This window comes from Fibrobacter sp. UWH5 (assembly GCF_900142505.1).
Classification (GTDB): Bacteria; Fibrobacterota; Fibrobacteria; order Fibrobacterales; family Fibrobacteraceae; genus Fibrobacter.
The window spans coordinates 40,600-65,194 of record NZ_FRBB01000008.1 but is presented as its reverse complement, the minus strand read 5'-3'; the positions used below and the strand labels follow the sequence as shown (position 1 = coordinate 65,194).

The window sequence follows — 24,595 nt, the reverse complement described above, 5'->3', positions numbered from 1 at the left end:
CTGCGTTGTTTCCTTGCGATCTTACTTACTCAAACGAAGGACCTGGGCTTCCTTGATTCGGAGGGTTCTTTCCGTCTTGCCCAGATTCAGTTCAAAGCGGGCAAAGGGATCGTTCACTTCGGGAGTAAATTCAATCTCGATAGACTGACCGGTCTGTGCCACTTCCTTGTGTTCCGAGAAGCCAACCGCTTCGTAAGTGGAGTAGGAACCGATTCTAACCGTAATCTCGCCTTCCACTTCAGACCAGATGGTAAAGATACACTTGTACTTGACACCGGCAATGAGAGCCACATTCTCCTGCATGAGCTGAACGCTGTAAGAGTAGTTGCCACCCTTGGTCACGTTCACCTTCATGATACGGTCGCCACTCCTTTCGGTAACGATAGCGGTGTCGGCCTTGCCGCCAAGCTGGGTCTTGAAGATCCAATCGGTGGTAAAGGGAGACTTGAAGTTTCCATTGATCAAGGTGTTCTCGCCAAGACCTGCAGCGATATTCTTCCAGATGTCGTTCACGTAGTCCATGCGTTCCACATTTTCGACACCGGCCGTATCAGCTTCGCCAACTTCCAGGTACTTATAGCGCAGCGGCTGGAAGCTAGGAATGAAGCGGTTATTCAGAGAATCCCAAAGGGCCGCGTTATTCTTTTCGTCGATGAGGATAACGCCGTCAGACAAATCAGCCTTGGAGAAGTCAAGACCGTCAGCGAACTTCTTGACGCGGAACTCCACCTGCAGGTTTGCCACATTCTTCGCGGAATCGATTTCAATCTGGGAATAATGATAGCGCAACTGCAAAGCCTGGAAGTGAGACAGGCTAAAGATAAAGGGAACATACTTACCATCACGCAGCACTCGGCCATAAACCTTGCCGGCCTTATGGGGCTTGAAGGAAACACCAATTTCCTTCAGGTAGAAGTCCGATTCAGGCAACAGGTCGATCTTGCTGAAATCTTCTTCAACAAAGGACTGTTCCGTAAAGGAAATAGGCATGGTTTCCACGTCGGACCCTTCGTAGGGCCAGACCGTCAGACCGCGGGTCAATATGGTGTCCGTCACACTGACGTAAATGCTGTTGTATGTACGGACATTCGTCAGTTCCAGTGCAAAGGTATCCAGAATCACAGCACTATCGCTGGAGGTAGCCTTTGTAAGCGCACGGGCGGCAGTACCCTTATCGTAATCCACAACAAAGCTAGCGGTAAGCGGCAGGGACACAGGTTCTTCCGGTTCCGGAAGAATGGAATCATCCGGAGTAATCACGGGAATAGAATCCTGTCCCGTGGTATCCCCATCGGCGATAGGATTATCCAGGGACGGGTTGCCAATTTCTATACCAGCGACAGACTTGTCATCGGCACAGGCGACCAACGACAAACCAGTTAGCATCAAGCTGGCGAAAGCGGCTATGGACAAAAAGAAACGCATCACACTCCTCGAGTCAGCGGGAACAGCTGAATGTTGATTTGTACAACCTCTTCAGCTTCTCCGGCTTTTGCAGAGAAATCTAGTAGTTCTTTTCGCATAAGTTGCAAATGTTTCTTCAAATTAACGAAATCAGAGCGCTTAATTCCAAAAGTCAAGGCGGAAACGTCCCTTTCGGCACCCGGAAGGTCGTTCAGCATCTTGTTTGAAAGGCTAAGCATCTGGTTGTGGTACATCTTGACCACAACATCCTGGACTTCGTCGTCGGTCGTAATCAGCGGATTACTCTGTCTATAACCGTTAGCGGTCTTTACCAGCAGACCCAACTCCAACAGCAAGTTCAGGGATTCAGTCACCTGCGCCGGGGTAATCAAGCCACGGAGACGATTGGAAATCTGGTCGGGGATAGGACGGAAATCCTTGAGTCCCACCATTTCCAGAATTGCGGAATGATGCCATTCCTTAAAAATTCGAAGCTGAGCCTTGTCCATCTTGTGCAGCCTGGAGCGAGGGCTTGCCTTGATCAACTGGGCGTAGTAGATTTTCTTGTCTTCGTCAGTTGTCGCCTGGTTAAAGAAAACCAGACTTTCAAAATATGCGGCACGTTGATTCTCGAGACCGAGACCGTGGATAAGCTTGGTAGCAGTGTTCTTTGTGATGTTACGTTTGCCGTCGATGGCAAGTTTCAGATGAGCATGACTAGAAAGCCCGGCCTTTTCGGCAAAAAAACGCAAACTGAAGGCCGCAGTGGTCTTCTTCTTATACTCGTAATAGTCCCTAAGGTACACCCTGTAATTGGTGTACTGCAGAACATCAGGTTCTACGAGGATATTTTCTTTCCCATTTTCCATACTTAGAAAAATAGAAGAGTGCGCCTCAATATTGAAAAAATAATCTCTTTTTGTTGTTTACTCGAGTAAACATTCTGTAACCAGAAAAACAATTCCTAACCGTCGCGGGCTAGCCTTGAAAAACGGACATGATCCACGAAAATCCCGTTTTTTAACTCAAAATCGCGACATATACCCTCTTCGCGGAACCCACAGCGGCGAGCCACCCCCTGACTTTTGGGATTTTCCACCGAGGAGAAAAGTTCCAATCGGTTTAACCGCAGAGTGTCAAGGGCAAACCTACAAAGGCACTCCAGGGATTCCGTCATGAGACCGCGACCGGTAAATTCCCTGAACAGCCAATAACTCAAGGTGGCAGAATGGTTCCCCATGTTCACGTCCATCATCAGGAAGCCAGCCAGGTTCCCGACGGAGTTTTCGGCGACGTTCGCAATGGAGTTCGAGCCGCCTTCTGCCGTTTCGAAGATCTGCCAACAGCCGCCCTGGGACAAGTGAGCCTGCAGACACCAGGAGCGGGCCCTCTTTCTAAGATCCGCAGGAGACGTTTCCGCAATCCAGGGTAAGTGTTCCAGAAGAAATTCCCGGGAACCGCAAATCTTTTGGTACAGCGCGTCAGACGCCGCCTCGTCCAGTTCCCGCAGGCCAACAAGCGTTACCCGCGCCCCCTTCAGGTTCGCGGTTTCAAACACCTCGGAAAAATGTTCCTCAAAAGAATCCATGCCTTAAAGTTAGAAACTCACCACCCGGCATTCCACCGTATAAAAAAAAGCCGGCGCAGATATACCGCACCGACCTTTCTCTCTCAGTGTTAAACTTAACCGTAAACGTAACCTAGAACAGCTGCAATCACGGAAAGAACGACAATCTGTTTGACAATGAAAAGTTCATGTGACTTCATATTGGTTCCTCAAGTTTTACGAATGAGAAAATACAAAGTCAATTTCAGGAAAACAACGAATGTAAGAAGATAATCACAAAAAGACATCCCGGGTGTGAACTATATCAAAACCACGGGATGCTTAACTTTTTTTTACAATTTTCGCCGTTAAAATTTCGTATTTAGGCGCGACCGTCTTACTTCCGCATTCTCTTCTTGATCAGGAACAGACCACCCACAATCATGGAAGCACCCAGGATCAACGAGATAACAGCACTGCGGGTAAAGCCCGCAATAATAAAGGTCACGAAGGAAACGCTGGCCACGTAAAGTACGTAGGGCAGCTGCGTATTCACATGGTTCACATGTTCGCACTGAGCGCCGGCGCTGGCCATGATGGTCGTATCCGAAATGGGAGAGCAATGGTCTCCGCAAACGGCACCAGCCATACATGCAGAAATAGAAATCACCATGAGGCTGTAGTCAACACCGCCAAAGGCTGCCACCACGATAGGAATCAGGATGCCGAAAGTCCCCCAGGATGTTCCCGTCGCAAAAGCCAGGAATGCCGCAATGACAAAGATGATGGCGGGCATGAAATTCATGAAACTCGCCGCACTGCCGCTTACGACACCGGCAACAAATTCCTTTGCACCAAGAGTATCTGTTACGCCCTTCAAGGTCCAGGCGAGACTCAGAATAAGAATGGCGGGAACCATGGCCTTGAAACCTGCCGGCAGACATTCCATGCACTTGCCAAAGCGAAGTACACCGCGAGACACATACAAAATAACAGTCAGTACAAGAGCAGCGAAGGAACCCAACACAAGACCGATAGAAGCATCGCTTGCACCGAACGCATCCACAAAGCCCTTGGCCTCCTTACCACTGGCAAAGAATCCACCTGTATAAATCATACCGATGGTACAAAAGACAATGAGCAGCACAATGGGGAGCACCAGGTCCATCACCTTGCCACGACCTTCAGGAACGACAGGTTCTTCCCTTTTCGCAGCAGCGATTTCAACGGCGGACTCAAACTTCTTCATGGCACCGAAATCGATTTTCCAAAAAACAACCAGGAAAATGGCAAGCAAGGTAAACAGGGCGTAAAAATTAAAGGGAATCGCCTTGATGAAAAGTCCCAGTCCATCTTCGCCTTCCACAAAGCCCGACACAGCGGCAGCCCAGGAACTGATGGGGGCAATAATGCAGACCGGGGCCGCAGTAGAATCGATAAGGTAAGAAAGCTTTTCGTGACTGACCTTGTACTTGTCGGTAATGGGGCGCATAACGCTACCCACCGTAAGGCAGTTAAAATAATCGTCAATAAAAATCAGGATGCCAAGACAGATCGTGGCCAGCTGGGCTCCCGTCTTTGTCTTGATGCGCTTCTTGGCCCACTCACCAAAGGCTGCCGAACCACCCACACGATTCATGAGGGCGACCATGGTTCCAAGAATGACTAGGAACAGGAGGATGCCTACGTTCCAGGGATCAGAGACCTTGGCTACAAGGCCATTCTTGAAAATGGAATCCAAAAAAGTCGGAAAGCTACCCTGGCTAATGAAAAGGGCGCCAATCACCACACCGGCAAAAAGCGAAGAATAGACTTCCTTTGTCAGCAAGGCAAGGGCAATAGCCACAATCGGGGGAACCAGAGCCCAGAAAGTTCCGCTAGCAAAAATCCACTGTTCCATATTAAGGTTCCTTTTCTAAACTGGCGAGGGGTTGCTTGATGCCAGATTCTTCCAGCTTTTCAAGGACGGCAATTGCGTAGTTCAAGGCATCTAGTGCCCTTGAATTGGCGTACACCTTCATATCATTCAGGGCCATTATGGCCCTTACGTTATCCATCTTTTTTTCGCTCATACAATCTCCTTTGAACGAAGTCTTAAAAATCAAACATCCTTACCGCGGTAAGCCATAATGGCCAGCACCACAAAACTCCCCGCGATGATTCCGATCAAGGGCAAGTCGGCCTGGTTCATCAGGAACATCTTGAAAAGTTTAACCGCCTGTGAACTGATGAAAGCATAACCAGCAGAACACAGAATCACGAACAAGGCGAAACGGCCCACAAAGGGCACGCTCCTGGTAATCTTCTTGAAGTAGCCATTGATGGATGCGCCATAAATCATTAGAAGCGTGGCGATGATACCCACCGAAATAGAATCCATGTGGAATCTGAGAAAGCCTGCAAACTCGTGGATGTAGTGATTCATGCCCCTAATCTAAAACAGATTAGGAAGTGTGTCAACCGAGGAGTTGTCGATAAACCGCAGAGGCTTGTTCGGGAATAATTTGCGCCAGGCCTCTTCGGAATCCTTGTCCTTCTGCAGTTCCATGCGGCGCAAGGCATCGGCCTCGTTCATATTGCGGTTCTTGGTAAGGCGCTGGAGACGCACTTCTGGCGAGGCCATGACCACCCAGATTTCAGACAGATGTTCCACCAGTTCAGGGACATTCTCGAAAAGGGCGGCCTCCACAAAGTCGGGATTTTCCTTGATGAGGTAGGAAGTCAAAACCGGATAGACCAGATTTTCTAGGCGGAGTCGGGCGCCCGCATCCCTAAAAATCAGGTCGGCAAAAAAATTGCGGTTCACGCCGGATTCCGTCAGCGATTCCGGGCCGAATTCGTTGGCGATGGCTGAGCGCAATTCACCATGGTCGCGGTACAGCTGATGCACGGCCAGGTCTGCATCGATTACACGGATTTTACGTTCGCGGAGCTTGTGTCCTACGAAGGATTTTCCTGCACCAATCTGACCTGTTATACCGATCATAATTACCGCTAAAAATCAAGGGCTACTTGCCCAAGGCAATCATGCAAAGACCCGTGATGATGCCGAAGAGGGCGGTCCACTTCAGCGGACTCTTGCGTTCCTTGAACAACACGAGACCCGCCACGAAACCAATAAGCACGCTGGAACGGCGGAACACCGTAATCAACGAAATCAAGGCATCGGGGTTGCTCACCGCCAAGAAATAACAGCGGTCAGCTACCGTCAACAGAACCGCCACCAGAAGGAATGTCCAGCGGAACTTGAAAGGCGTGGTGGTCTTGCGCTTGGGGAACCAGGTAATGGCGCAAACTGCGAATTGCCACAGAAGCATGTAGATGCTGAACCACACCTGCACCGTCGTCGGCTCGAAATCCATACGCTGCAAGATAAACTTGTCGTAGGCGCCACTGCAAGCCGCAAGCATTGTGCCCAGGACCATGCAGATCACCCAGCCGTTGCTAAAGAAATGTCCCATTTCCTTTCGGCCAGCCAGACTCAGCGCCACATAGCTGCAAAGGCACACCGCCACACCGGCCCACTGCATGGCAAAGGGGCGTTCCCCCATCAAGGTCACCGCCAGGAAGATGGTAAAGACAGGCGCCAGCGCGCGAATCGTCGTTGCAATAGAAAGAGGCAAATGGGCCAGGGCGTTGTAAGTCAGAATCCAGCTTCCGCCCACAATCATGGCCTTACCCGCCAAAAAAAGATGACTCTGCCAGGGAAGACTCTGACAATTTCCCGTAAAAAGAACCGGAAGCATGAGCAAGGCATAAAATGCGCTGCACATGAAGAGCACGGGCCGTACAGCATTCCCCTGGACCGACTTTTTCTTGGCCAGGTCGTAAAATCCTAAAAAAATGGCCGAGGCGAGGGCCAAAATCAACCATGACATAACGCACACAATGTAGAAATCCCACTTGAAAACCCCAAGGTTTAAACTATTTTTAAGATAATCTTAACATAAAAGGAGCCCCACATGGGTATCAAAGGAAAAGCAACATCCCTGATCGAAGAATTCAAGGCCTTCGCATTCAAGGGCAACATCGTCGACATGGCTATCGGTGTGATCATCGGTGGTGCATTCGGTAAGATCGTCACTTCTTTCGTTAACGACATCGTGATGCCGGGCGTTACCGCTCTCATCGCCATGGGTGGTGCCAAGGACGCAGGCGAAGGCCTCAAGTCCCTCACCTACACTACCGATGCTGGCGTCGCTATCCCCTACGGTAACTTCATCGGCGGCATCGTCGACTTCCTCATCGTGGCCATCGTGGTCTTCCTCGTCATGAAGAAGTTCCTGGGCTTCATGCAGAACATGCGCAAGGCTGAAGAAAAGCCCGCCGAACCTCCTGCACCGCCGGCTCCTCCTGAACCGTCTGCAGAAGAAAAGCTGCTCACCGAAATCCGCGACCTTCTCAAGAAGTAATAGTCCAACAATCAATTTGATTTTGGTCCGCGATTCACAAGCGCTAACTATGAAAAAGACTGTGGTTCAAACCACAGTCTTTTTTCGTTATAGGAAGTTCCGCTATAAACTCAGTTGGACTTCCGCATCAGCCGTAAAAGGCAAGTCTTCTTTTTGCGGAGTGGCGATCACCACCTGGCATTCCTTTTCGCGGATCAAGTCCGCCACGGCGTTTCGACGATTTACGTCCAGTTCCGCAAAGATATCGTCCAGCAAAAGTATGGGCTTGCTCAGATAGCGGGAAGCCACATCCACAGCGGCGAACCGCATGGCAAGAGCCGCAGAACGGCACTGCCCCTGACTTCCTACAGAACGCATTTCGTAACCGCCAATGCAAACCGCCAGGTCATCGCGATGAGGGCCGGCCATAGTCATCCCCTGCAGTTTCTCGACATATTCAAGGCCTGCCAGCTTGCGGGCAAAAGCCTCCCGCAAGGATTCCTCGGACACTATTTCGTCTTGCGGTTCCGCAGGAGATACTTCATCAAGTTCTTCGCCGTCCAAAAACTCGGCACCATCCAATGCATCCAATTCCTTGAGAATGGAACTCTTGTAGGCGCAGGTAATTTCGTCGACGCCACCCGAAAGCTTGCGGTAATAGCCCGTAATAATCGGAGACATTTCTTCGGTCAAGGTTAGACGAGCCGACCAGAGTTTTGCCCCCAAATCTATAAGTTGCTCCGTCAGAATTTTGAACAGATCCTCGCCGCCCACCACTTCCGCAGCAGACAATCCATTCCTTCGGTCCTGAGCGGCCTTCTTATACTGTTTAAGCCACTGGTTGCGCTGTTGCAGGACACGCTTGTAGCGGCGAAGCACCGCCCCATTGGCCGCCGACCGGTAGCACAGAATTTCATCGAGCCAATGGCGACGCACATCAGGCGCCCCGCGCAAAAGTTCAATGTCGGAAGGCTGCATAATCACCGCCGGGCAACTTCCAAAAAGTGCCGCAGCGGATTTCAGGCTTTCGCCATTTTCACGGACTTCGGCACCCCGCCTATGCACGCGGATTCCCCGATTCCTTTCCATGCCATTATCTTCAAAATGCCCCCGCAGGATCATTTCGTCGCACTTCCAGGAAATCGCTTCCTTCAGGTCCTTCGCCCTAAAGGAGAATCCTTGGGCCAGCAGGTGGATCGCCTCGAGGATCGTAGTCTTGCCGCATCCGTTAGGTCCGTAAACGACAGTAATGCCGGATCCAAGCTTCTGCTCGAACCCGGACAAGCTCCGCATACAGTTAACGGATACAAAATCAATCACGGAATGAAGCCCCTCAGGCCAAAGCTAAGAGGAGTCCAGAGGTCCGCCTCGGATTCATAGATCAAGGCGTAGTTCACGTCGAAGAGGTACTTCTTCTTGCCAATGCGGATGCGGAACTTGTAGCCCGCGCCAACAGTCCAGTCCAGGTCATCCATACCCAGGCGCAAAGTACCATCGGGAATGATTTCGCATTCAAAGCCCACGCGGCCAGTCCACACATGAAGATCCGGGTCAAAAGCCAGCAAGGTATCCGCCACCTGATAGTCAATGGCTTCCATCCAGGCATACACCGGCTTGCCCATGATGTGGGAACGGTACCCCACACCAATCTGCAGCACCTTGGGGCGAACGCCATCGGAACTGGCCACAGAGTTATCGGTGCTGGTGTTCTTGGACCACTTGGCAGAAAGATTTTCGCTAAAGCTCAGGTTGCGGATCACTACGGAAGTCGACCACTTCTCATTCCACTGACGCAACCAGCTCAAGTTCAAGGTCATGGGGCTGCGGTAATCATCCACCAGTTCAACGCCTTCGAAATATTCAGAAATTCCCATGTTGTCATAGCTCATGGAAAGAGAAAGACCGAAGGCATCTCGGCGGGTGGCACGGTAGGCAAGACCCAAGTACATCATGGTAAAATAGGGCGAAGCGGTTCCAACGGTTTCATCATCTTCGTTAATCACGTCGAAGTTCAGGTCACCGCGATAAAGCATGGCAAAACCCACACCCATACGCTTACCGATTTTCGTTTCGAGGCCCAGAGAACCACCGGCACGATCCAGGTCGCGCTTTTCGGCATTCAAGTTGTAATTGAAATTCTCACGGAAACCCAGGATGGCCGGATTCCAGTAAGCCGCAGGCATAGAAGCCGTATCGGCAGAACCTGTATTACCACGGCCCAGTTCGCGGGTACCGGCACCCATACGTTCTACAAAACCGTCAAAACTTCCAAGTGTAGCCTTCTTGCCCGCAAAAGCAGGCATTGCGCAAAAGACACACAACAAGAGGACCAGCAACCAAGAGTGCATTCTTTCATCTCTCGTCTGCAGCGAAGCGTTTTCTCTTCTCATTACTTGCGCCCTCCCAAAGTCATGACCTTGCCCCAGCCCACATTATCGTGGTTGTCCTTTACGCGTACATAGTAGACACCCATGGTGCAGGGGCGCCCAGCCTTGTCGTAACCATCCCAGAAATCCACCTTGGGGTTGGTGCTGCGGGAATTGTCGGCATTGCGGGGGGCATCCTTTACGATAGTGCGAACCTTGCGCATGTCGTAGCTGAACACGTCAATGGTAATCTTGGAATCCTGGCTAACCTTGTAAGACACCAGGGCCTGATCGCCAGCGGTAATCACCGAGGGCACCATGCGGACAGAACCCAGGTTGTCGCCCAGCTTGGCACGATTCAAGATGGTGTTCCAGGTCTTGCCGGAATCAGCCGAAACAGAAACGCCGTTTCCGTAGGTGGCCAGAGCCAGGCCCGTGCTGTTCTTTGTCAGGGGGAATGCACAAATAGAAGTGATAATGGCGTCGCGGTCCGTGGCTCCGGTTCCATAGCCGTAAAGCCAGGTGTTCCTGCCGTCATCATCCTGTTCCCAGGCGCGGACACCAGCAGAATCCAGCTTGAAGTAGCCGCTCACAGAAGTCGCAGAGGCACCCACAGCGATAAAAGCAGTCTTTCCAAGGAATGCGATCCCGCTTACGGTATAATCGCCTTCATCATACACATCCTTCTTTACGGTCTTTCCTGCCGTATCCAAGAAGGCCACCTTAGCAAAATCCTTGGCATCCTTTTTCAGGCGCCACAGCCCACCCTTAATGGAGCCGCTCTTTCTGTAAGAAGTTTCTGCGATAATCTGCAGAGGATCCCCGCCAATCCAGACACCCGTCACGCGGGAAGAATCCAGGGCAGAAGAGGCCTTCTTCACAGATCCGTCAGAAGAACGTTTCCACAGCCCCTTGGAAGTAGCCATCCACAGGTCACCTGTTTCGGGGTGCAGAGCCACCGCAAAAATGTCGGGGTTCTTCTTGCTGTTAAAGGAATAGCTGGACTTGGCAGAATCAAGAGTTTTCGTTTCGAGATTCAAGGCATAAAAACTCTTCTTCGCGCTGTTTCCAGAAACATCGTAAAGGGCGAGGCCGGCGGAACCGCGGGCAATCCACATCGCCTTGGCAGAAGAATCGTAGGCAAATCCGCTGGAGGCATAAGACATGGCCGAGGAATCGGTATCCTCTAACTTTTCGGGAACCGCAAGGGGCGTCCCGTAAATTTCATCTACACCGCGAACCGAGAAGAATCCCCTGGGCTGCAGGTAGGATTCATCGTCATTCATTCCCACCATCGGGAGGACATAGCCCAACTTACCAGCAAGAATAGAAGGGGTGCGACGACGTTCAGCCATATCGTCCCAGAAAATGCTGTCGTGGACTGCGGTCAGGGAATCATCCATCTGCCCCTGAGAAGATTCAGCCAGGCGAACCGTTCCGTCGCCAGCCACATTCAAAGTCAGAAGGGTAACACCGCTATAAATATCGCCACGGGAAAACACCCACAGCTTACCCGTTTCGGCCGAAGCGTTGACATTCAGCGTGTAGTTACTGAAAAGAGTTTCGGCGGCCAGGGCGGAACCGGCAAGCACCAGGCCTGCAGCCACCAAGCCTTTTAACCTTAAAATACCTTCAGTCCATTTCATAATATAACGTCCCTTTTCTGCTATCTCATATCGATTTCATCGACACCGGGAATGGCCTTGTATCTAAAATCGCTGTCGGAAACTTTCTTCATGACCTTCAGGTTAACGATGTTATACCAGGAACCGTTTCCAGAAGGGTCCATGGTAAACAGGCGCACCGGAGAAAAATCCTTTTGAGACAGCCACACTTCCATCTGGGTGAATTGCCCCGCATACTTCGAAGGGTCCAGTTTCAGTACCCACAACTTCTGGCCACCGAAATTGCCTTCGGTCATTTCCTTGGCGTTGCAGTTCAGGTATTTAAATAGAAGCTCGGAAGGGTGCAGCTGACTGGAAAGATCCTCCACGGCCTTGATCAGGACCTGCTTCTGCTCCACATTGTATTGCCACATGTCGACACCGTCGCTATAGAACTTGATGCCGGCGATATCAAGAACAAACTTATCGCCTTCGGCCACCTTGAGGCTACCCATCTGCGATGCGATATCCGGCGAATCCGCATAAAACACCTGCAGTTTAAAATCCAGGCTCCAGGCCTTACCGGACTTGAACCAGGCCTTGGATTTTTCCATGGCCTGACTTGCAGTCAGGGCAAAAGTCACCTGGGCCAACACCAAAAGAATAGCCACCAGGAATTGGGGTCTAAAGGAACATTTTCTTATCATAGTTATCAAAATTTACAAAAATACCCCCCATAATTTGTATTTCAAATTGTTTTTATGTTGGTCTACGACATTGGATATTGCTATCTTTAGGCGTGAAAATTTAACACCCAGTATTGGAATCACTGTATGCGCAAAATGATTTTGCCCATGGTCGCAATGACCGCCGCATTTGCAACTGCCGCCGACATCGAAGTCCACGGCGACGTGAATTTTGACTACGCCAGCTATTTTGACGAGGATTTTGACCCGGTCAACGCCGGCAACCAGGATATTGACCTTTCCGTAAAGGCAAATCTCGATGAAAACGTGTCTGTCGTCGTTAGCGGAACCACCCACAGCACCCTCGGCGCCACCGAAGAAGACTCTGAAGTCCGCCACGGCAAGGCCCGCGCAACCGCCATGGGCGAAGAAGGCCGCCACAATTCCTTCGAATTCGACGGCGTACAGCTCCGCTGGGACGTTAGCCACGACGTAAGCCTGGTCTTTGGCGACATGACCTACAGCGCAGGTGCATTCAACTACTACTTCTGGCGCGATGCCTCCCGCTACGCCGTAATCATCCGCGAAGAAAGTCTCCGCGGTTTCGGTGCTGAATTCGGCAACGACAAGTACGGCCACGGCGCATTCTACTTCGGCGCCTCCGACAACACCGACCATACCATGGACTTGTTCGTCACCTATGCATTCCCCATGCTGAACCACCCCGACGAACACTTGATCCTTACCCCCAGCCTTGACTGGGTATTCGGCGAAAACATCGGCCGCCCCAACACCTACTCCCTGGGCACCGAAGTGGACTACTCCAAGAGCTACGACAAGTTCAACTACGGCATCTACGCCGTCTGGGGTCTCCACCCGTACAAGGGCAAGGGCGTACACTCCTTCTTGCTGGAACCCAGCATGAACTACGGCGTATTCAACCTGGCCATGACCTACTTCTACGCCATTACCAATAGCGAATACGAAACTGCTCCCCAGCTGTCCACCGACGACCAGAAGCTCTTCGCAATCGAACCCAGCTTTAACCTCCACAAGAAGTACACCATGGGCTTCAGCTACGAACTCCATGACCCTGACACCGAAACCAGCGGCGACAGCTTCCACTTCCTGGGCATGAACCATTACCTGTATCCCACCATGAAGACCGAACTGGTATTCTGGTACGGCTACAACTTTGGCACCAAGAGCGGTCCCTTCGGAGATTCCAAGTTCTCCCTGGGCTTCAGCGGCAAGGCAAACTTCTAAGTTCAGCTAGCTTCGCTCCCTATGCGAATCAAGGCTCTGGATTCAATCCGTGGCATCCTGCTGCTGCAGATGACCCTGGATCACTTCGGAAAGCCCATTTCCCATTACCTATATCAGTGCTTCGGCTTCTTCAGTGCAGCCGAAGGCTTTTTTTTCTTATCGGGTTTTGTGGGCGCCTTGGCAGCCTTCAGCAAGTCTGCCAAGGATCCAAAGCAAACCTGGATGCGCTCCCGCGCATTCAAGATCTGGAAGTACCACAGCATTACGCTGGTAGCGGTCGCCATTGCCGCCTGCACCATCCTGACCCCGATCCGCGAATACTTCAGCAACTTCCCGGAACACCCGGTGCTAGTTAGCCTGTGGTCCATACCCATGGTGAACACGCCGGATTACCTTGACGTCCTGCCCCTTTATGTGGTCTTTCTGCTAATCGGTTCTGCGCTGTTCCCCCAGATGATCCGAGGGAACATTCTCGCCATCTGGTGCGCAAGCGTCGCCCTCTGGATTGCGGGGCAGTACGGCCTGCGGGACACCCTCAACAGCCTGTTCCCCAGATGGATAAACCACGGCTTTTTCGACCCGCTTTGCTGGCAGTTCCTTTATGTGACGGGGGCGGCCATTGCCGCCTGCTGGAAACGTTCCCAGGTCTTTACCCCTACATTCTTCAAAAAATTTGACCGCCTTATCCCGCTATTATTCATTATCCTTGTCTTCCTGTTCCTCTGGAGGCACGAATACATCCCCCTGCAGCAGCCCTCCAAGTTCTGGATAAGCAAGGCCGCAATCGGGCCGTTACGATTCGTCAACTTCATGGTGTTCGTCGCCCTGGTCAGCTGGATTGTCCGCCGCTTCCCCAGCGCACTGGACTTCAAGGTTACCAACGTCATCGGGCGCCACAGTCTAGACGTCTTTACGGCACACATCGTCCTGGTCTACATCTGGCTTGCCACCCCCGGCAGCATCCGTTACCACGAACCATGGAACATAGCCGCCCCCATTGCCGCATGCCTACTGCTGTGGCTCCTGGCAAAGATCCGAGAACCCCGCCAGAAATAAGGCGAACCATCAAGCGCCCCGCAAACAAGGCGAACGCAAATGCCCGCCACAAAAGCAAGGAGCCCCGGTTTTCACCGAGGCTCCTGTTGATTTTAAATCTGCTTCAGACTAAATCAGTCTTGGACTATTACTGACCGAGGTACTTGCGGCCGATACCGAATTCGTCCTTGTATTCGACGTAGTCAGGAACGAAGTCCTTAGCATAGGTGAAGGAGACGTTCACGGAGCACAGGAATTCGTTCATCAACTTACCCTTAGTGCCCTTCTTGATGGGCTGCTTCTTCTTTTCGATCTTTTCGTCGCCCTTCTTGCCAACGAGGACTTCAGCTTCGCACCAGCCACCGCTGACCTTAGCAATTGCTTCCTTACCGTCGGTAGAAACGACCTTGATCTTTTCGGGATCCAGTTCGGTGTTGTTACCGGTAGAGGCCCAGAACTGGAGTTCGCCGTTGAGAGAGCCCGGAGCCATCTTGATGGTGGGCAGAGCCATGACGTAGCCCCACTTGTCAACAAAGCGCTTGCCAGCAGCGTCGGCGATGTTTTCACCGAAGATCAGGAAGTAGCCTCGAGTGGTCTTGCGGTTCTTGTTAAGAGCTGCCTTGACCTCTGCATTTTCGGGTGCGACGTATTCGAGGCGGAGCAGGCCGAATTCAGAAACCACCGGATCAGATTCATCCTTGATTTCGGGGAGAGCCTTGGCAACGACGGCGTTTTCTGCTTCGTTACGGAGGGTCTTTACAGAACCTTCGCCGACACCCTTGGACTTTGCATAGACCAGGGCGGTATCGATACGTGCAAAAGCGTTGATGATGGTGTTGAAGTCCACACCGTCCTGAGTAGCCTGCTGCTTACCGACAGTAGCCATCTTGGTGACGTATTCTTCAACAACTTCGGCGTTCTTGACTTCGGGCATGTTGACGCCAGCCTTGTCAAAGTAGCCGCTGATCAAATCGCTGTTAAGATCCTTCTTGGCTTCGATTTCTGCAGCACGGACCAGAGCGAGAGTGAAGTTATCGTAGAATTCGTCAGACACGCTACCCTTCTTCTTTGCTTCCAGGTAGGAGTTGATGGCGTTACGATAACGGCCTTCCTTAAGGTGTTCGTCACCACGCTTTTCGTTGGTTCCCTTGCAACCGACCATCGTAAAGGCGACGGCAGCAGCCAGAGAGGCAAGAAAGATCTTCTTCATTTTGTTTTCCTTCAGCCAATAGGGCTTTGTAAGTGTTTTATAAGCTTTTGCACCAAAAATTTGAATTTGGGCGTATACTTCTTAAAAATAATTAAATAAATTTATACCAACCTTTGGGTATAAGTAAAATTTTATTAGGAGTAATCTCTTAGGCATGAACATTCTTGTCGTAAGCCCGGAAGCAGGCAATTGGAGGCGCACGAGCCCCCTGGCAACCGCAGTCAACCGCATGACAGACGCATTCGCATGTGCCGGTGCCAAGGTTTTGACCTGCTCCCCGTTCTACAAGGAGCTGATGGTCGATGTAGATTCCTACAAGTGCATCTTTACAGGAACCGAAAAACTTCAGAACAAGCCCTACGAGATCTGGGTATCCGAAAAGGACCCCCTCCACACCTACATATACAACCAGGAATTTTTTGACAGACCCCACGTGTACGGCCCTCCCGACGAGCGCCCCTACACCGACAACCACCTGCGTTTCGCCTTTTTGGCCTCCGCAGCGCTAGCCTACGCCGAAGCCTCCAACTTCGCCTGCCAGGCCATCATGGGTCACGAATGGGGCGGCGCCCTTGCCGGCACCCTGGCAAGGACTCTGTACACCAGCTACGCCGCCGACATCCCCTTCTTCTTCAACATCCATAACATCACCTACGACTTCCACGTACCCTCCAGCGAAATCGAGAAGATCGGCCTCCCCCGCGAAGACTACAACATGGACGGCTACGAGTTCTGGGGCAAGGTGAGCCTGTTGAAGGCCGGCATCCTGTATGCCACCAAGGTATTGTTCCCCTCGCCGGGTTACCGCGACGCCATGCTGAACACAAACCTGCCCGGCGGTCTTAGCGGATTCCTGAACCGCAACGCCGACAAGCTGATTGGCGTGCAGTTCGGTGTAAGCTACCAGGTATGGGATTTCAACGACCAGGACTGCCTCCCCATCAAGGAAGCAAAGCGCAGAGCCAGGGCCAACCTGCAGCAGCAGTTGGGCATCGTCTTTAAAGACAAGATGGTTATCTACGTCCACCTGGATTCCGAAGCGGGCAACACTTCCGAGACCTTGGCCACCATCCTTTCGGACGTGGCACACCTCGACGTATTCCTTATCGTCGGAACTTCGTCCAGGAACAACGCCGACTGGAACTACTACAAGGAATTCGCCACGCAGTACCCCGACGTCATGTACCTGCTGGACTTGGATAAATTCATGGGTGACGCCACAAGGCTCCGCGACACACTGGCCGGTTCCGACGTCCTGTTCGCCGCCAACCTGAGAGAACCCTCTTCTTCGATCATCTTGAAAGCCATGGCCGCAGGAACACTCCCCCTGACCGGACGCACCGTAGGCGTTTCTACCATGCTGACCACCTACAGCCTCGAGACTGCAGGCGAAGCCAACGCCTTCCTGGTTGACGACGCCAACGCACCCCACCAGATGCTGCGCTGCGTCAAGGACGCCGAGAACGTCTACAAGACCGAGACCGCCGACTGGGACAAGTGCGTCGTGAACGCCTACAGCGGATTCCACTACGAATGGTGCAGAACCATCTCCAAGTATCTGCTGATCCTTGGCGAACTTGGACTGCAGCCCAAGGCATAAAGAACAAATTCTTAAACGTAAAGCAGAAGTTTGTTTCCCGAGCAAAAGGGAAAGGAGTCTAGAGGGAGGGAAAGCCCCTCCCTTTACATAAAAAAAAGACAGGCCATACGACCTGTCTTTTTTAGTGGAGCCTCTCGGGCTTGAACCGAGGACCGGCGGGTTATGAGTCCGCTGCTCTAACCAACTGAGCTAAAGCTCCGGTACGCCTTGCGACGTTGGGGTGTAATATAGTAAAAAAAATGGTTCTAGAAGAAACCGTGACGTAAATAAGTTCTTCTTTTGCAGACGAAAATTGCGGACAGCACACCCAATTAAAGAATTTTTAATAAACCAAACACTTAAACTAGAATTTTAATTTATATTTTAGGTTAATCAAAAAAAAAGGAGAACATGAGGATATGAAATGCAAATCGTCTACGCCACTAAAGAGTTGGCAACATGCGCCGGCGACAAATCATTCGCGGTAAAAAAACTAGGCCAGCGTCGAGCGAACGTTTACTGGGCTAGACTTGAAACTCTTAAACAAGCTTGCGATTTGGGAGAATTAAAGAATATGCCCGGCCGTTTTCACGAACTGACAGGAAATCGCGCAGGGCAATGGGCTTGCGATTTGGACCACCCTTATAGGCTTATTTTCAAACCATTAATCAACAACGAAGGAAATATCGTCGGTTTAATTGTAGAGCAAACGGTCTCAATCATGGAAATTGTTGATTACCATAAGTAGGATTTTATATGAACGTATATCATTGTGGCGAACTTGCCGTAATTTTCCCGCCAGGACGCGATCTCGCAGAAAAAATTCAAGAAATGGGAATGGATGCAAACGACCTGGCCGCTCGCATGGGCTACACGCCCAAGGCGGTGAACGACATTCTACAAGGGAACGTCCGCATCGTCTCCGAAGTCGCATTTCTCTTGGAAATGGTGACCAACATTCCCTCCAGCTATTGGCTTCGTCGACAAGTCAGTTACGACGAATACCTCATTCGCGAAAAAATCAAGGCAAGCCTCAGAAACCAGCCCCTTTGGAAAAAATCCTTCCCGGCAGAAGCATGCGCGAGAAACTGGATCGAAAAAGCTCCCGAGGGCAAGTCCAAAACCGAAACCACCGCCAACGAGGTCCACACACTACTAAAGTTTTTTGCAGTGGGAACCCCGCAGGCCTGGGACCGCTATTACAAGGACGCACGTCTAAAAGTCGCCTTCAGGATCTCCCTGGCAGAGATGAAAGACCCTTACGCCATGTCCATGTGGATTCGCCGGGGAGAAATCCTTTCTGACGAAGCCCCCATGGAACCGCAAGACCACAAGGCTGTTCGCAAGAAACTAAAGCAGCACCTATCCGAAATTATTGATTTTGCAGCGGCAAACAAAACCCTTCCCGAAAGCGCAAAGGACATTACCTATAATACTCCCGAAGCCGACGTAGTTGACGATTGCATGACCGGGCTTGCAGAGCTTTGCCGCAAAATCGGAATTCGCATTCTTTTTGTACAGAACTTCAAGACAGCACCCGTCCATGGAATGTACCGCTGGTACAAGGACGTCCCCACAATTCAGCTACACGACCGCTTCAAGAGCCGCGATGCCATGTGGCACACATTCTTCCACGAACTCGCCCACGTTCTATACCACGGCAAAAAAGGAATCTGTCTGCAAAATGTCGAAATTACCCACCATCACCCCGAAAAGGAAGAAGAAGCCAATTGCTTCGCACAAAAATGCATGGCGGAAGCTGGATTTGTTGACGGTTAGGATTGACGGGGAGGATTGCGTTCAATTATCTTGAATAAGTAACGATTTTATGGTTGGCTGCTTTGAGCTGCATTTGTCTTCGCCGCTTTGCGACGTACCACAAGTTCATTAAAAAACCAGAAATAAACGCATAGAAAGCCGTAGAGGCAAAGTAGCCTCTATGACTTAATACATTAAAAACGATGAACTATTTATTGGAACTTTCTTGCTAATGATACTAGTGAGGTTACTATCGACACGACAAACCCGATGCCCCAAATCGCAAAGAACATATTATCTCTTGCAGTCATTGTCAAGTCAGAGGTTTCAGCAACCAACACGAGACAAAGGACATCTATTACAGAAGCAATCATCAGCAAAAAGGATGCCGCTTCTCTTTACGGAGAATGCAATCGCAGTGAATACAAGCCTCAACGCAACCATCACCACAATAAAGAAGTCGTCATCACCTCCAGAGCTCTCCAACGGACCTGAATAAAGAACATCTAGCCACTCAAAACATGCAGCCACTAAACCGCCAGTCAAGTGAAAAGCGGAAAGCAGAAGGCAAAGCAACAGCGATTCAATAAGCAGCAATCTTGAGAAGTTTTTATCCATACCTTCCCGCCATATGAAACTTCTTTTGCCGGTAGTGTCAAGGGTAGATTGACAAACCAAAGCTTCGGCAAATAAACCATAGTATATTCTTAGAACATGACACTTGCCGCAGCCATGAGATTGATGTCTCTACATTCGCCTAATCGTTTGATTAGATTCCGGCATTTGGCAATTTTATCAAGTACGCCAGGAGCCCAAACTGACCTACATTGAGAACGAACAGCATTTTCCAACAAGTTTTCTTCAAGCATAGAACCTCCTTGTAATAAGGGCTCTTTAATCCCGCCAACGGCTTGCCCAAAAAACTTCCGCAGGGAAATCACATTATTACGATTCACGCACCCGCGAGGGGTGCGATCAGATGGTTGCGAAGGTGTGGCGGCTTACGTGGTTTCAATTCACGCACCCACGCGGGGTGCGATTTACCACCAATAAAGGAGGCCTAATCAAAAATGTTTCAATTCACGCACCCGCGAGGGGTGCGATATAACTCCGCAACGCTGGCAGGCAAGGAGTGCGTTTCAATTCACGCACCCGCGAGGGGTGCGATTGCTGATACTACTCTTTCTAAGGAACAGGTCAAGTTTCAATTCACGCACCCGCGAGGGGTGCGATGATAATGCTTAGCATTGCACATACCAACATAAGTTTCAATTCACGCACCCGCGAGGGGTGCGATGTACTATACAGACCCCTACGTTCTCGGTAGCGGTTTCAATTCACGCACCCACGCGGGGTGCGATTAGTAATACCTACGGTCCTTGCATTTGTAGCAGTTTCAATTCACGCACCCACGCGGGGTGCGATAATTTGTTTACTTTACAATAATCCATTCGGGGGTTTCAATTCACGCACCCACGCGGGGTGCGATACGTCGTACTTGGCAGACATTGTGTACTTCGTGTTTCAATTCACGCACCCACGCGGGGTGCGATACTTGACGTCCGCGGTGTTGGCCCTGGAGATGGTTTCAATTCACGCACCCACGCGGGGTGCGATTAAAACCATTGGTTACATAACCCTGGTTGTAAGTTTCAATTCACGCACCCACGCGGGGTGCGATACGCCGAACTGTCCCTGCTCCATGCTGTCCAGGTTTCAATTCACGCACCCACGCGGGGTGCGATCGCGACAACTGCTGGCCATGAGCGCAGCCGGTGTTTCAATTCACGCACCCACGCGGGGTGCGATCCGCAGGGCTGTTAAGGGAGCAAGGCAAGCAAGGTTTCAATTCACGCACCCACGCGGGGTGCGATTCACCCAGGCGGCACGGGAGAGGGAATACCAGGTTTCAATTCACGCACCCACGCGGGGTGCGATTCGCCGCTCTCGGTATCGTCGCTTTCCCACTTGTTTCAATTCACGCACCCACGCGGGGTGCGATCGCAGCATGCCGGTCGTAAAACTGGACGTCGCTGTTTCAATTCACGCACCCACGCGGGGTGCGATTTCGGGTCCTCGCCGTCCTCCAGGGTGGAGAGGTTTCAATTCACGCACCCACGCGGGGTGCGATCGGCAACCATGACCTCCCGCACCACAGCTACGAGTTTCAATTCACGCACCCACGCGGGGTGCGATCAAGGCCCTCGGCATTGAGCCCATCATCATGCGTTTCAATTCACGCACCCACGCGGGGTGCGATGACATTTATTAAACCTTGGTAAAAACTGAGAGGTTTCAATTCACGCACCCACGCGGGGTGCGATTTTGTAAAACAAAATTTACTTTCTTTGATTCTGTTTCAATTCACGCACCCACGCGGGGTGCGATCTTGTAGTGGATAGATAATTATCAATTGATGTGTTTCAATTCACGCACCCACGCGGGGTGCGATCACAAGGTTGAGGAAAAGGCCGACGACCTACTGTTTCAATTCACGCACCCACGCGGGGTGCGATGATCAAGGCCCACAAGGACACGCCCGCTAAACGTTTCAATTCACGCACCCACGCGGGGTGCGATCTCTCGGTTTGTCCCGGTCTAGGTCAGTTAGCGTTTCAATTCACGCACCCACGCGGGGTGCGATTACAGGGCGGGGAGTACTATGGCCACTGACTGGGTTTCAATTCACGCACCCACGCGGGGTGCGATGATAGTCCCGGACAAGGAGTTCCGCGTGCGATTGTTTCAATTCACGCACCCACGCGGGGTGCGATACACCCGGCCTTTTTGTATATGTGGGGTATATGTTTCAATTCACGCACCCACGCGGGGTGCGATAAGTATGCGGCGGGCACGCCCTTGTCCTCCAGGTTTCAATTCACGCACCCACGCGGGGTGCGATGCCCGCGACCTGGCAGCCCTGGGCCGCAAGGTGGTTTCAATTCACGCACCCACGCGGGGTGCGATGATTGTAGCTGCATTTAAGGAACCCTAATTATGTTTCAATTCACGCACCCACGCGGGGTGCGATGGCCATGTTTTTCCTCTTTCGTTAAGTTGTATGTTTCAATTCACGCACCCACGCGGGGTGCGATTCCTGGGCCGCAGCCTTTTCCAGGTTGTCCAGGTTTCAATTCACGCACCCACGCGGGGTGCGATTATGATGGGAGGCTGGGGGGCTTCCTGGACGTGTTTCAATTCACGCACCCACGCGGGGTGCGATAGGCCAGGCGGTGCAGGGCCAAGTGGTCACCGGTTTCAATTCACGCACCCACGCGGGGTGCGATGTCCAGGATCCGCGCGGGCCCGCCGGCTGCATGTTTCAATTCACGCACCCACGCGGGGTGCGATGTCAGTTGCAAGTTCATAAAGTGTGGGTTCCGGGTTTCAATTCACGCACCCACGCGGGGTGCGATTGGATGAGCTGCTCGTCGCCGTTTGCGTCCAGGTTTCAATTCACGCACCCACGCGGGGTGCGATGTGAGCGATGCGACGTTGGCCTGTGCGCTGGGCGTTTCAATTCACGCACCCACGCGGGGTGCGATGGGAAGTGCAGGTCAAAGGCTGCGGCCTGGGGGTTTCAATTCACGCACCCACGCGGGGTGCGATTGAGTCACAAGTTTTTCGCCACCAAGCTGGCGGTTTCAATTCACGCACCCACGCGGGGTGCGATCATGGTCCGCGTCGAAGCGTTCGACCAGTTTGGTTTCAATTCACGCACCCACGCGGGGTGCGATTCCAGGGAAAGAAGGTCCTGGTCCCGTTCGCTGTTTCAATTCACGCACCCACGCGGGGTGCGATTCCTGGGCCGCAGCCTTTTCCAGGTTGTCCAGGTTTCAATTCACGCACCCACGCGGGGTGCGATTCAAAGGAACGGCGGGTCAGGTCCGCTACATTGTTTCAATTCACGCACCCACGCGGGGTGCGATTCGTACCGAAATATATTCGCGACGCCATCACGGTTTCAATTCACGCACCCACGCGGGGTGCGATGTGCCGCCCTTTGGAACCTGTGCCAGTAGGTTGAGTTTCAATTCACGCACCCACGCGGGGTGCGATGCTTACATCCTCGGCCAGGATTCTGCCGACCTGTTTCAATTCACGCACCCACGCGGGGTGCGATTTCCACGACCTCCGGCAGGAGAACAAAAGCCTTGTTTCAATTCACGCACCCACGCGGGGTGCGATTGGTAGCCACACCCATCCCCCGGGACTTCAATGTTTCAATTCACGCACCCACGCGGGGTGCGATGAGTAGGAGATGGAGAGGTCGCCCTCTCGCTTGGTTTCAATTCACGCACCCACGCGGGGTGCGATGCCACGTAGACGTTGGTGCCGGATGCGGTGAGGTTTCAATTCACGCACCCACGCGGGGTGCGATCCGGAGAGGAGGGAGACCCAGCCGTCGGCGCGGTTTCAATTCACGCACCCACGCGGGGTGCGATTACTCCGCCAGCGCCGCCATGTCGTCCTCCTTGTTTCAATTCACGCACCCACGCGGGGTGCGATGCGGCACTGGTCCAGCATGCCCTCGCTCTCCAGGTTTCAATTCACGCACCCACGCGGGGTGCGATCTGGGAGTGGCCTGCGTAGTTGTTGTTCTTTTGTTTCAATTCACGCACCCACGCGGGGTGCGATGGGGAAAGAGTATCAGCCTTGGGAACGTCCACAGTTTCAATTCACGCACCCACGCGGGGTGCGATTTCGCGCCCTCGGCGGAGCCCGTCATGACCTTGTTTCAATTCACGCACCCACGCGGGGTGCGATGACCGCCCAGGGCAAGACCATGGAGCAGGTGGTGTTTCAATTCACGCACCCACGCGGGGTGCGATTGGCCATGCCCACAGCGTCGTAGGACTTGTAGGTTTCAATTCACGCACCCACGCGGGGTGCGATCCCTGGGATCCAGCTACGGCTACAGCATCCAGGTTTCAATTCACGCACCCACGCGGGGTGCGATTACATTGACCTGGCCGAGCTGCTGGCCTACAAGTTTCAATTCACGCACCCACGCGGGGTGCGATTTGCATCCCGCCGCTGTGTTTACCTGGTGCAGGTTTCAATTCACGCACCCACGCGGGGTGCGATAGGAGGGGGACATAACAAGCAACCTTGTTATAGTTTCAATTCACGCACCCACGCGGGGTGCGATCAGGAGGCGGAGCTGTAGCAGTGCCACCTCGGGTTTCAATTCACGCACCCACGCGGGGTGCGATTCCTCGCGCAGCTTGACCTCCTTGTACTCGGTGTTTCAATTCACGCACCCACGCGGGGTGCGATAGACCATCCTAGAAAGCCCTTGAAATAAAGGCTTCCAGAACGATTTTCGCTAACATTCCGGTTTTTTCGGTTTATCAGCACATCAATATTACAAAATGTCAAAAAACTTTTGAAAATCGGGGTTTTCAAAATCGCTAATATCCTAGGCTTTTTAGTGGAACTTGTGGTTAGCGAAGGGGTCAAATGACCAATAAATCGTGCATATCAGGGGGTGCATTTGCACCAATGTGTTCAATTTTTCGCTCCCAGTTAGACCCAAGATAGTAAAATCTTAAACTGTCCTCTTCCTGGTTTATGATGCTCAAAAGCCTTGCCTTTAAAACGCACCATTGTGCAGGATCAACTTCACATTCAAAAACTGATTTTTGAGCACGGTGGCCATAATCTTTACAAGCTTTAGCAACCTGATTCAATCGTCTGCGTCCAACTGCAGTTTCTGTAGAAACATCATATGTTACCAACACAAGCAT

The 24,595-nt window shown here is 52.0% G+C and carries 22 protein-coding genes, 1 tRNA gene and 1 CRISPR repeat array; of the genes, 6 read left to right on the top strand and 17 right to left on the bottom strand.

The genetic code is table 11. The features are described from left to right. Nucleotides 1-21: 21 nt before the first annotated feature. The 8 genes from BUB38_RS08515 to BUB38_RS08485 form a co-directional block, all read right to left on the bottom strand. On the bottom strand, nucleotides 22-1,428 hold the full coding sequence (locus tag BUB38_RS08515; protein ID WP_175547659.1) for a carbohydrate binding domain-containing protein: 1,407 nt from the start codon (nucleotides 1,426-1,428) through the stop codon (nucleotides 22-24). Further along, entirely contained in the window at nucleotides 1,425-2,273 is an 849-nt protein-coding gene (locus tag BUB38_RS08510) for a TIGR02147 family protein (RefSeq protein ID WP_073159549.1), read from the bottom strand. Before BUB38_RS08510 ends, BUB38_RS08515 begins: the two co-directional genes overlap by 4 nt. A gap of 95 nt (nucleotides 2,274-2,368) precedes the next feature. Then, nucleotides 2,369-2,992 (bottom strand): GNAT family N-acetyltransferase, encoded by a 624-nt coding sequence (locus BUB38_RS08505; RefSeq protein WP_073159547.1) that lies wholly within the window; start codon nucleotides 2,990-2,992, stop codon nucleotides 2,369-2,371. A gap of 355 nt (nucleotides 2,993-3,347) precedes the next feature. Then, nucleotides 3,348-4,850, bottom strand: coding sequence for a Na+/H+ antiporter NhaC family protein (locus BUB38_RS08500; protein ID WP_073159545.1), 1,503 nt, complete (start codon nucleotides 4,848-4,850; stop codon nucleotides 3,348-3,350). Between the two features lies 1 nt (nucleotide 4,851). Beyond that, nucleotides 4,852-5,022 (bottom strand): hypothetical protein, encoded by a 171-nt coding sequence (locus BUB38_RS16320; protein ID WP_158236688.1) that lies wholly within the window; start codon nucleotides 5,020-5,022, stop codon nucleotides 4,852-4,854. 29 nt (nucleotides 5,023-5,051) lie between these two features. Next, nucleotides 5,052-5,375 carry a DUF3392 family protein gene (locus BUB38_RS08495; protein ID WP_073159543.1) on the bottom strand — a complete coding sequence of 108 codons (324 nt, stop codon included), beginning with the start codon at nucleotides 5,373-5,375 and terminating at the stop codon, nucleotides 5,052-5,054. A 9-nt stretch (nucleotides 5,376-5,384) separates the two neighbouring features. Next, nucleotides 5,385-5,936, bottom strand: coding sequence for a dephospho-CoA kinase (gene coaE / locus BUB38_RS08490; protein WP_073159541.1), 552 nt, complete (start codon nucleotides 5,934-5,936; stop codon nucleotides 5,385-5,387). A 22-nt stretch (nucleotides 5,937-5,958) separates the two neighbouring features. After that, nucleotides 5,959-6,828: a DMT family transporter gene (locus BUB38_RS08485; RefSeq protein ID WP_073159539.1), complete on the bottom strand. Its 870-nt coding sequence runs from the start codon at nucleotides 6,826-6,828 to the stop codon at nucleotides 5,959-5,961. A gap of 84 nt (nucleotides 6,829-6,912) precedes the next feature. On the opposite strand from BUB38_RS08485, the gene mscL reads away from it, so the two are divergent. Further along, the gene (gene mscL, locus BUB38_RS08480) at nucleotides 6,913-7,362 is read left to right on the top strand and encodes a large conductance mechanosensitive channel protein MscL (protein ID WP_073159537.1); all 450 of its coding nucleotides are present in this window, start codon (nucleotides 6,913-6,915) and stop codon (nucleotides 7,360-7,362) included. A 102-nt stretch (nucleotides 7,363-7,464) separates the two neighbouring features. Here the strand turns inward: mscL and BUB38_RS08475 are convergent, their stop codons facing one another. The 4 genes from BUB38_RS08475 to BUB38_RS08460 all read right to left on the bottom strand — a co-directional run bounded on the left by BUB38_RS08475 (nucleotide 7,465) and on the right by BUB38_RS08460 (nucleotide 12,018). Continuing rightward, nucleotides 7,465-8,634 (bottom strand): DNA replication/repair protein RecF, encoded by a 1,170-nt coding sequence (locus tag BUB38_RS08475; RefSeq protein ID WP_088658932.1) that lies wholly within the window; start codon nucleotides 8,632-8,634, stop codon nucleotides 7,465-7,467. 23 nt (nucleotides 8,635-8,657) lie between these two features. Then, nucleotides 8,658-9,644 carry a PorV/PorQ family protein gene (locus tag BUB38_RS08470; RefSeq protein ID WP_175547658.1) on the bottom strand — a complete coding sequence of 329 codons (987 nt, stop codon included), beginning with the start codon at nucleotides 9,642-9,644 and terminating at the stop codon, nucleotides 8,658-8,660. Between the two features lie 86 nt (nucleotides 9,645-9,730). Further along, nucleotides 9,731-11,353 carry a hypothetical protein gene (locus BUB38_RS08465; RefSeq protein ID WP_073159533.1) on the bottom strand — a complete coding sequence of 541 codons (1,623 nt, stop codon included), beginning with the start codon at nucleotides 11,351-11,353 and terminating at the stop codon, nucleotides 9,731-9,733. Nucleotides 11,354-11,373: 20 nt separating this feature from the next. Continuing rightward, nucleotides 11,374-12,018 carry a LolA family protein gene (locus tag BUB38_RS08460; protein WP_073159531.1) on the bottom strand — a complete coding sequence of 215 codons (645 nt, stop codon included), beginning with the start codon at nucleotides 12,016-12,018 and terminating at the stop codon, nucleotides 11,374-11,376. 126 nt (nucleotides 12,019-12,144) lie between these two features. Here BUB38_RS08460 and BUB38_RS08455 point away from each other — a divergent pair, with 126 nt between their 5' ends. Together BUB38_RS08455 and opgC are read left to right on the top strand one after the other, a co-directional pair. Then, a complete protein-coding gene (locus tag BUB38_RS08455) occupies nucleotides 12,145-13,263 on the top strand; it encodes a hypothetical protein (RefSeq protein ID WP_073159529.1) in 1,119 nt (372 codons plus the stop codon). A gap of 21 nt (nucleotides 13,264-13,284) precedes the next feature. Next, nucleotides 13,285-14,319: an OpgC domain-containing protein gene (gene opgC, locus BUB38_RS08450; protein ID WP_073159527.1), complete on the top strand. Its 1,035-nt coding sequence runs from the start codon at nucleotides 13,285-13,287 to the stop codon at nucleotides 14,317-14,319. A gap of 127 nt (nucleotides 14,320-14,446) precedes the next feature. Here the strand turns inward: opgC and BUB38_RS08445 are convergent, their stop codons facing one another. Beyond that, nucleotides 14,447-15,508: a hypothetical protein gene (locus tag BUB38_RS08445; RefSeq protein ID WP_073159525.1), complete on the bottom strand. Its 1,062-nt coding sequence runs from the start codon at nucleotides 15,506-15,508 to the stop codon at nucleotides 14,447-14,449. Nucleotides 15,509-15,662: 154 nt separating this feature from the next. Between BUB38_RS08445 and BUB38_RS08440 the strand changes: the two genes are divergently transcribed. Next, nucleotides 15,663-17,108 carry a glycogen synthase gene (locus BUB38_RS08440; RefSeq protein WP_073159523.1) on the top strand — a complete coding sequence of 482 codons (1,446 nt, stop codon included), beginning with the start codon at nucleotides 15,663-15,665 and terminating at the stop codon, nucleotides 17,106-17,108. 125 nt (nucleotides 17,109-17,233) lie between these two features. Here the strand turns inward: BUB38_RS08440 and BUB38_RS08435 are convergent. Next, a tRNA-Ile gene (locus BUB38_RS08435) sits at nucleotides 17,234-17,307 on the bottom strand. 204 nt (nucleotides 17,308-17,511) lie between these two features. Between BUB38_RS08435 and BUB38_RS08430 the strand changes: the two genes are divergently transcribed. Next, the gene (locus BUB38_RS08430) at nucleotides 17,512-17,835 is read left to right on the top strand and encodes a type II toxin-antitoxin system RelE/ParE family toxin (protein WP_073159521.1); all 324 of its coding nucleotides are present in this window, start codon (nucleotides 17,512-17,514) and stop codon (nucleotides 17,833-17,835) included. Nucleotides 17,836-17,843: 8 nt separating this feature from the next. After that, the gene (locus BUB38_RS08425; protein ID WP_073159519.1) at nucleotides 17,844-18,866 is read left to right on the top strand and encodes an XRE family transcriptional regulator; all 1,023 of its coding nucleotides are present in this window, start codon (nucleotides 17,844-17,846) and stop codon (nucleotides 18,864-18,866) included. Nucleotides 18,867-19,172: 306 nt separating this feature from the next. Here BUB38_RS08425 and BUB38_RS08420 read toward each other — a convergent pair whose 3' ends face one another. The 3 genes from BUB38_RS08420 to cas2 all read right to left on the bottom strand — a co-directional run bounded on the left by BUB38_RS08420 (nucleotide 19,173) and on the right by cas2 (nucleotide 24,595). Then, nucleotides 19,173-19,463, bottom strand: a complete 291-nt coding sequence (locus BUB38_RS08420; protein ID WP_073159517.1) for a hypothetical protein — start codon at nucleotides 19,461-19,463, stop codon at nucleotides 19,173-19,175. 89 nt (nucleotides 19,464-19,552) lie between these two features. Beyond that, entirely contained in the window at nucleotides 19,553-19,714 is a 162-nt protein-coding gene (locus tag BUB38_RS16315) for a hypothetical protein (RefSeq protein ID WP_158236689.1), read from the bottom strand. 75 nt (nucleotides 19,715-19,789) lie between these two features. Further along, nucleotides 19,790-24,125: a CRISPR direct-repeat array (repeat unit 32 nt; unit sequence GTTTCAATTCACGCACCCACGCGGGGTGCGAT). A 179-nt stretch (nucleotides 24,126-24,304) separates the two neighbouring features. Next, a complete protein-coding gene (cas2, locus tag BUB38_RS08415; RefSeq protein ID WP_073159515.1) occupies nucleotides 24,305-24,595 on the bottom strand; it encodes a CRISPR-associated endonuclease Cas2 in 291 nt (96 codons plus the stop codon).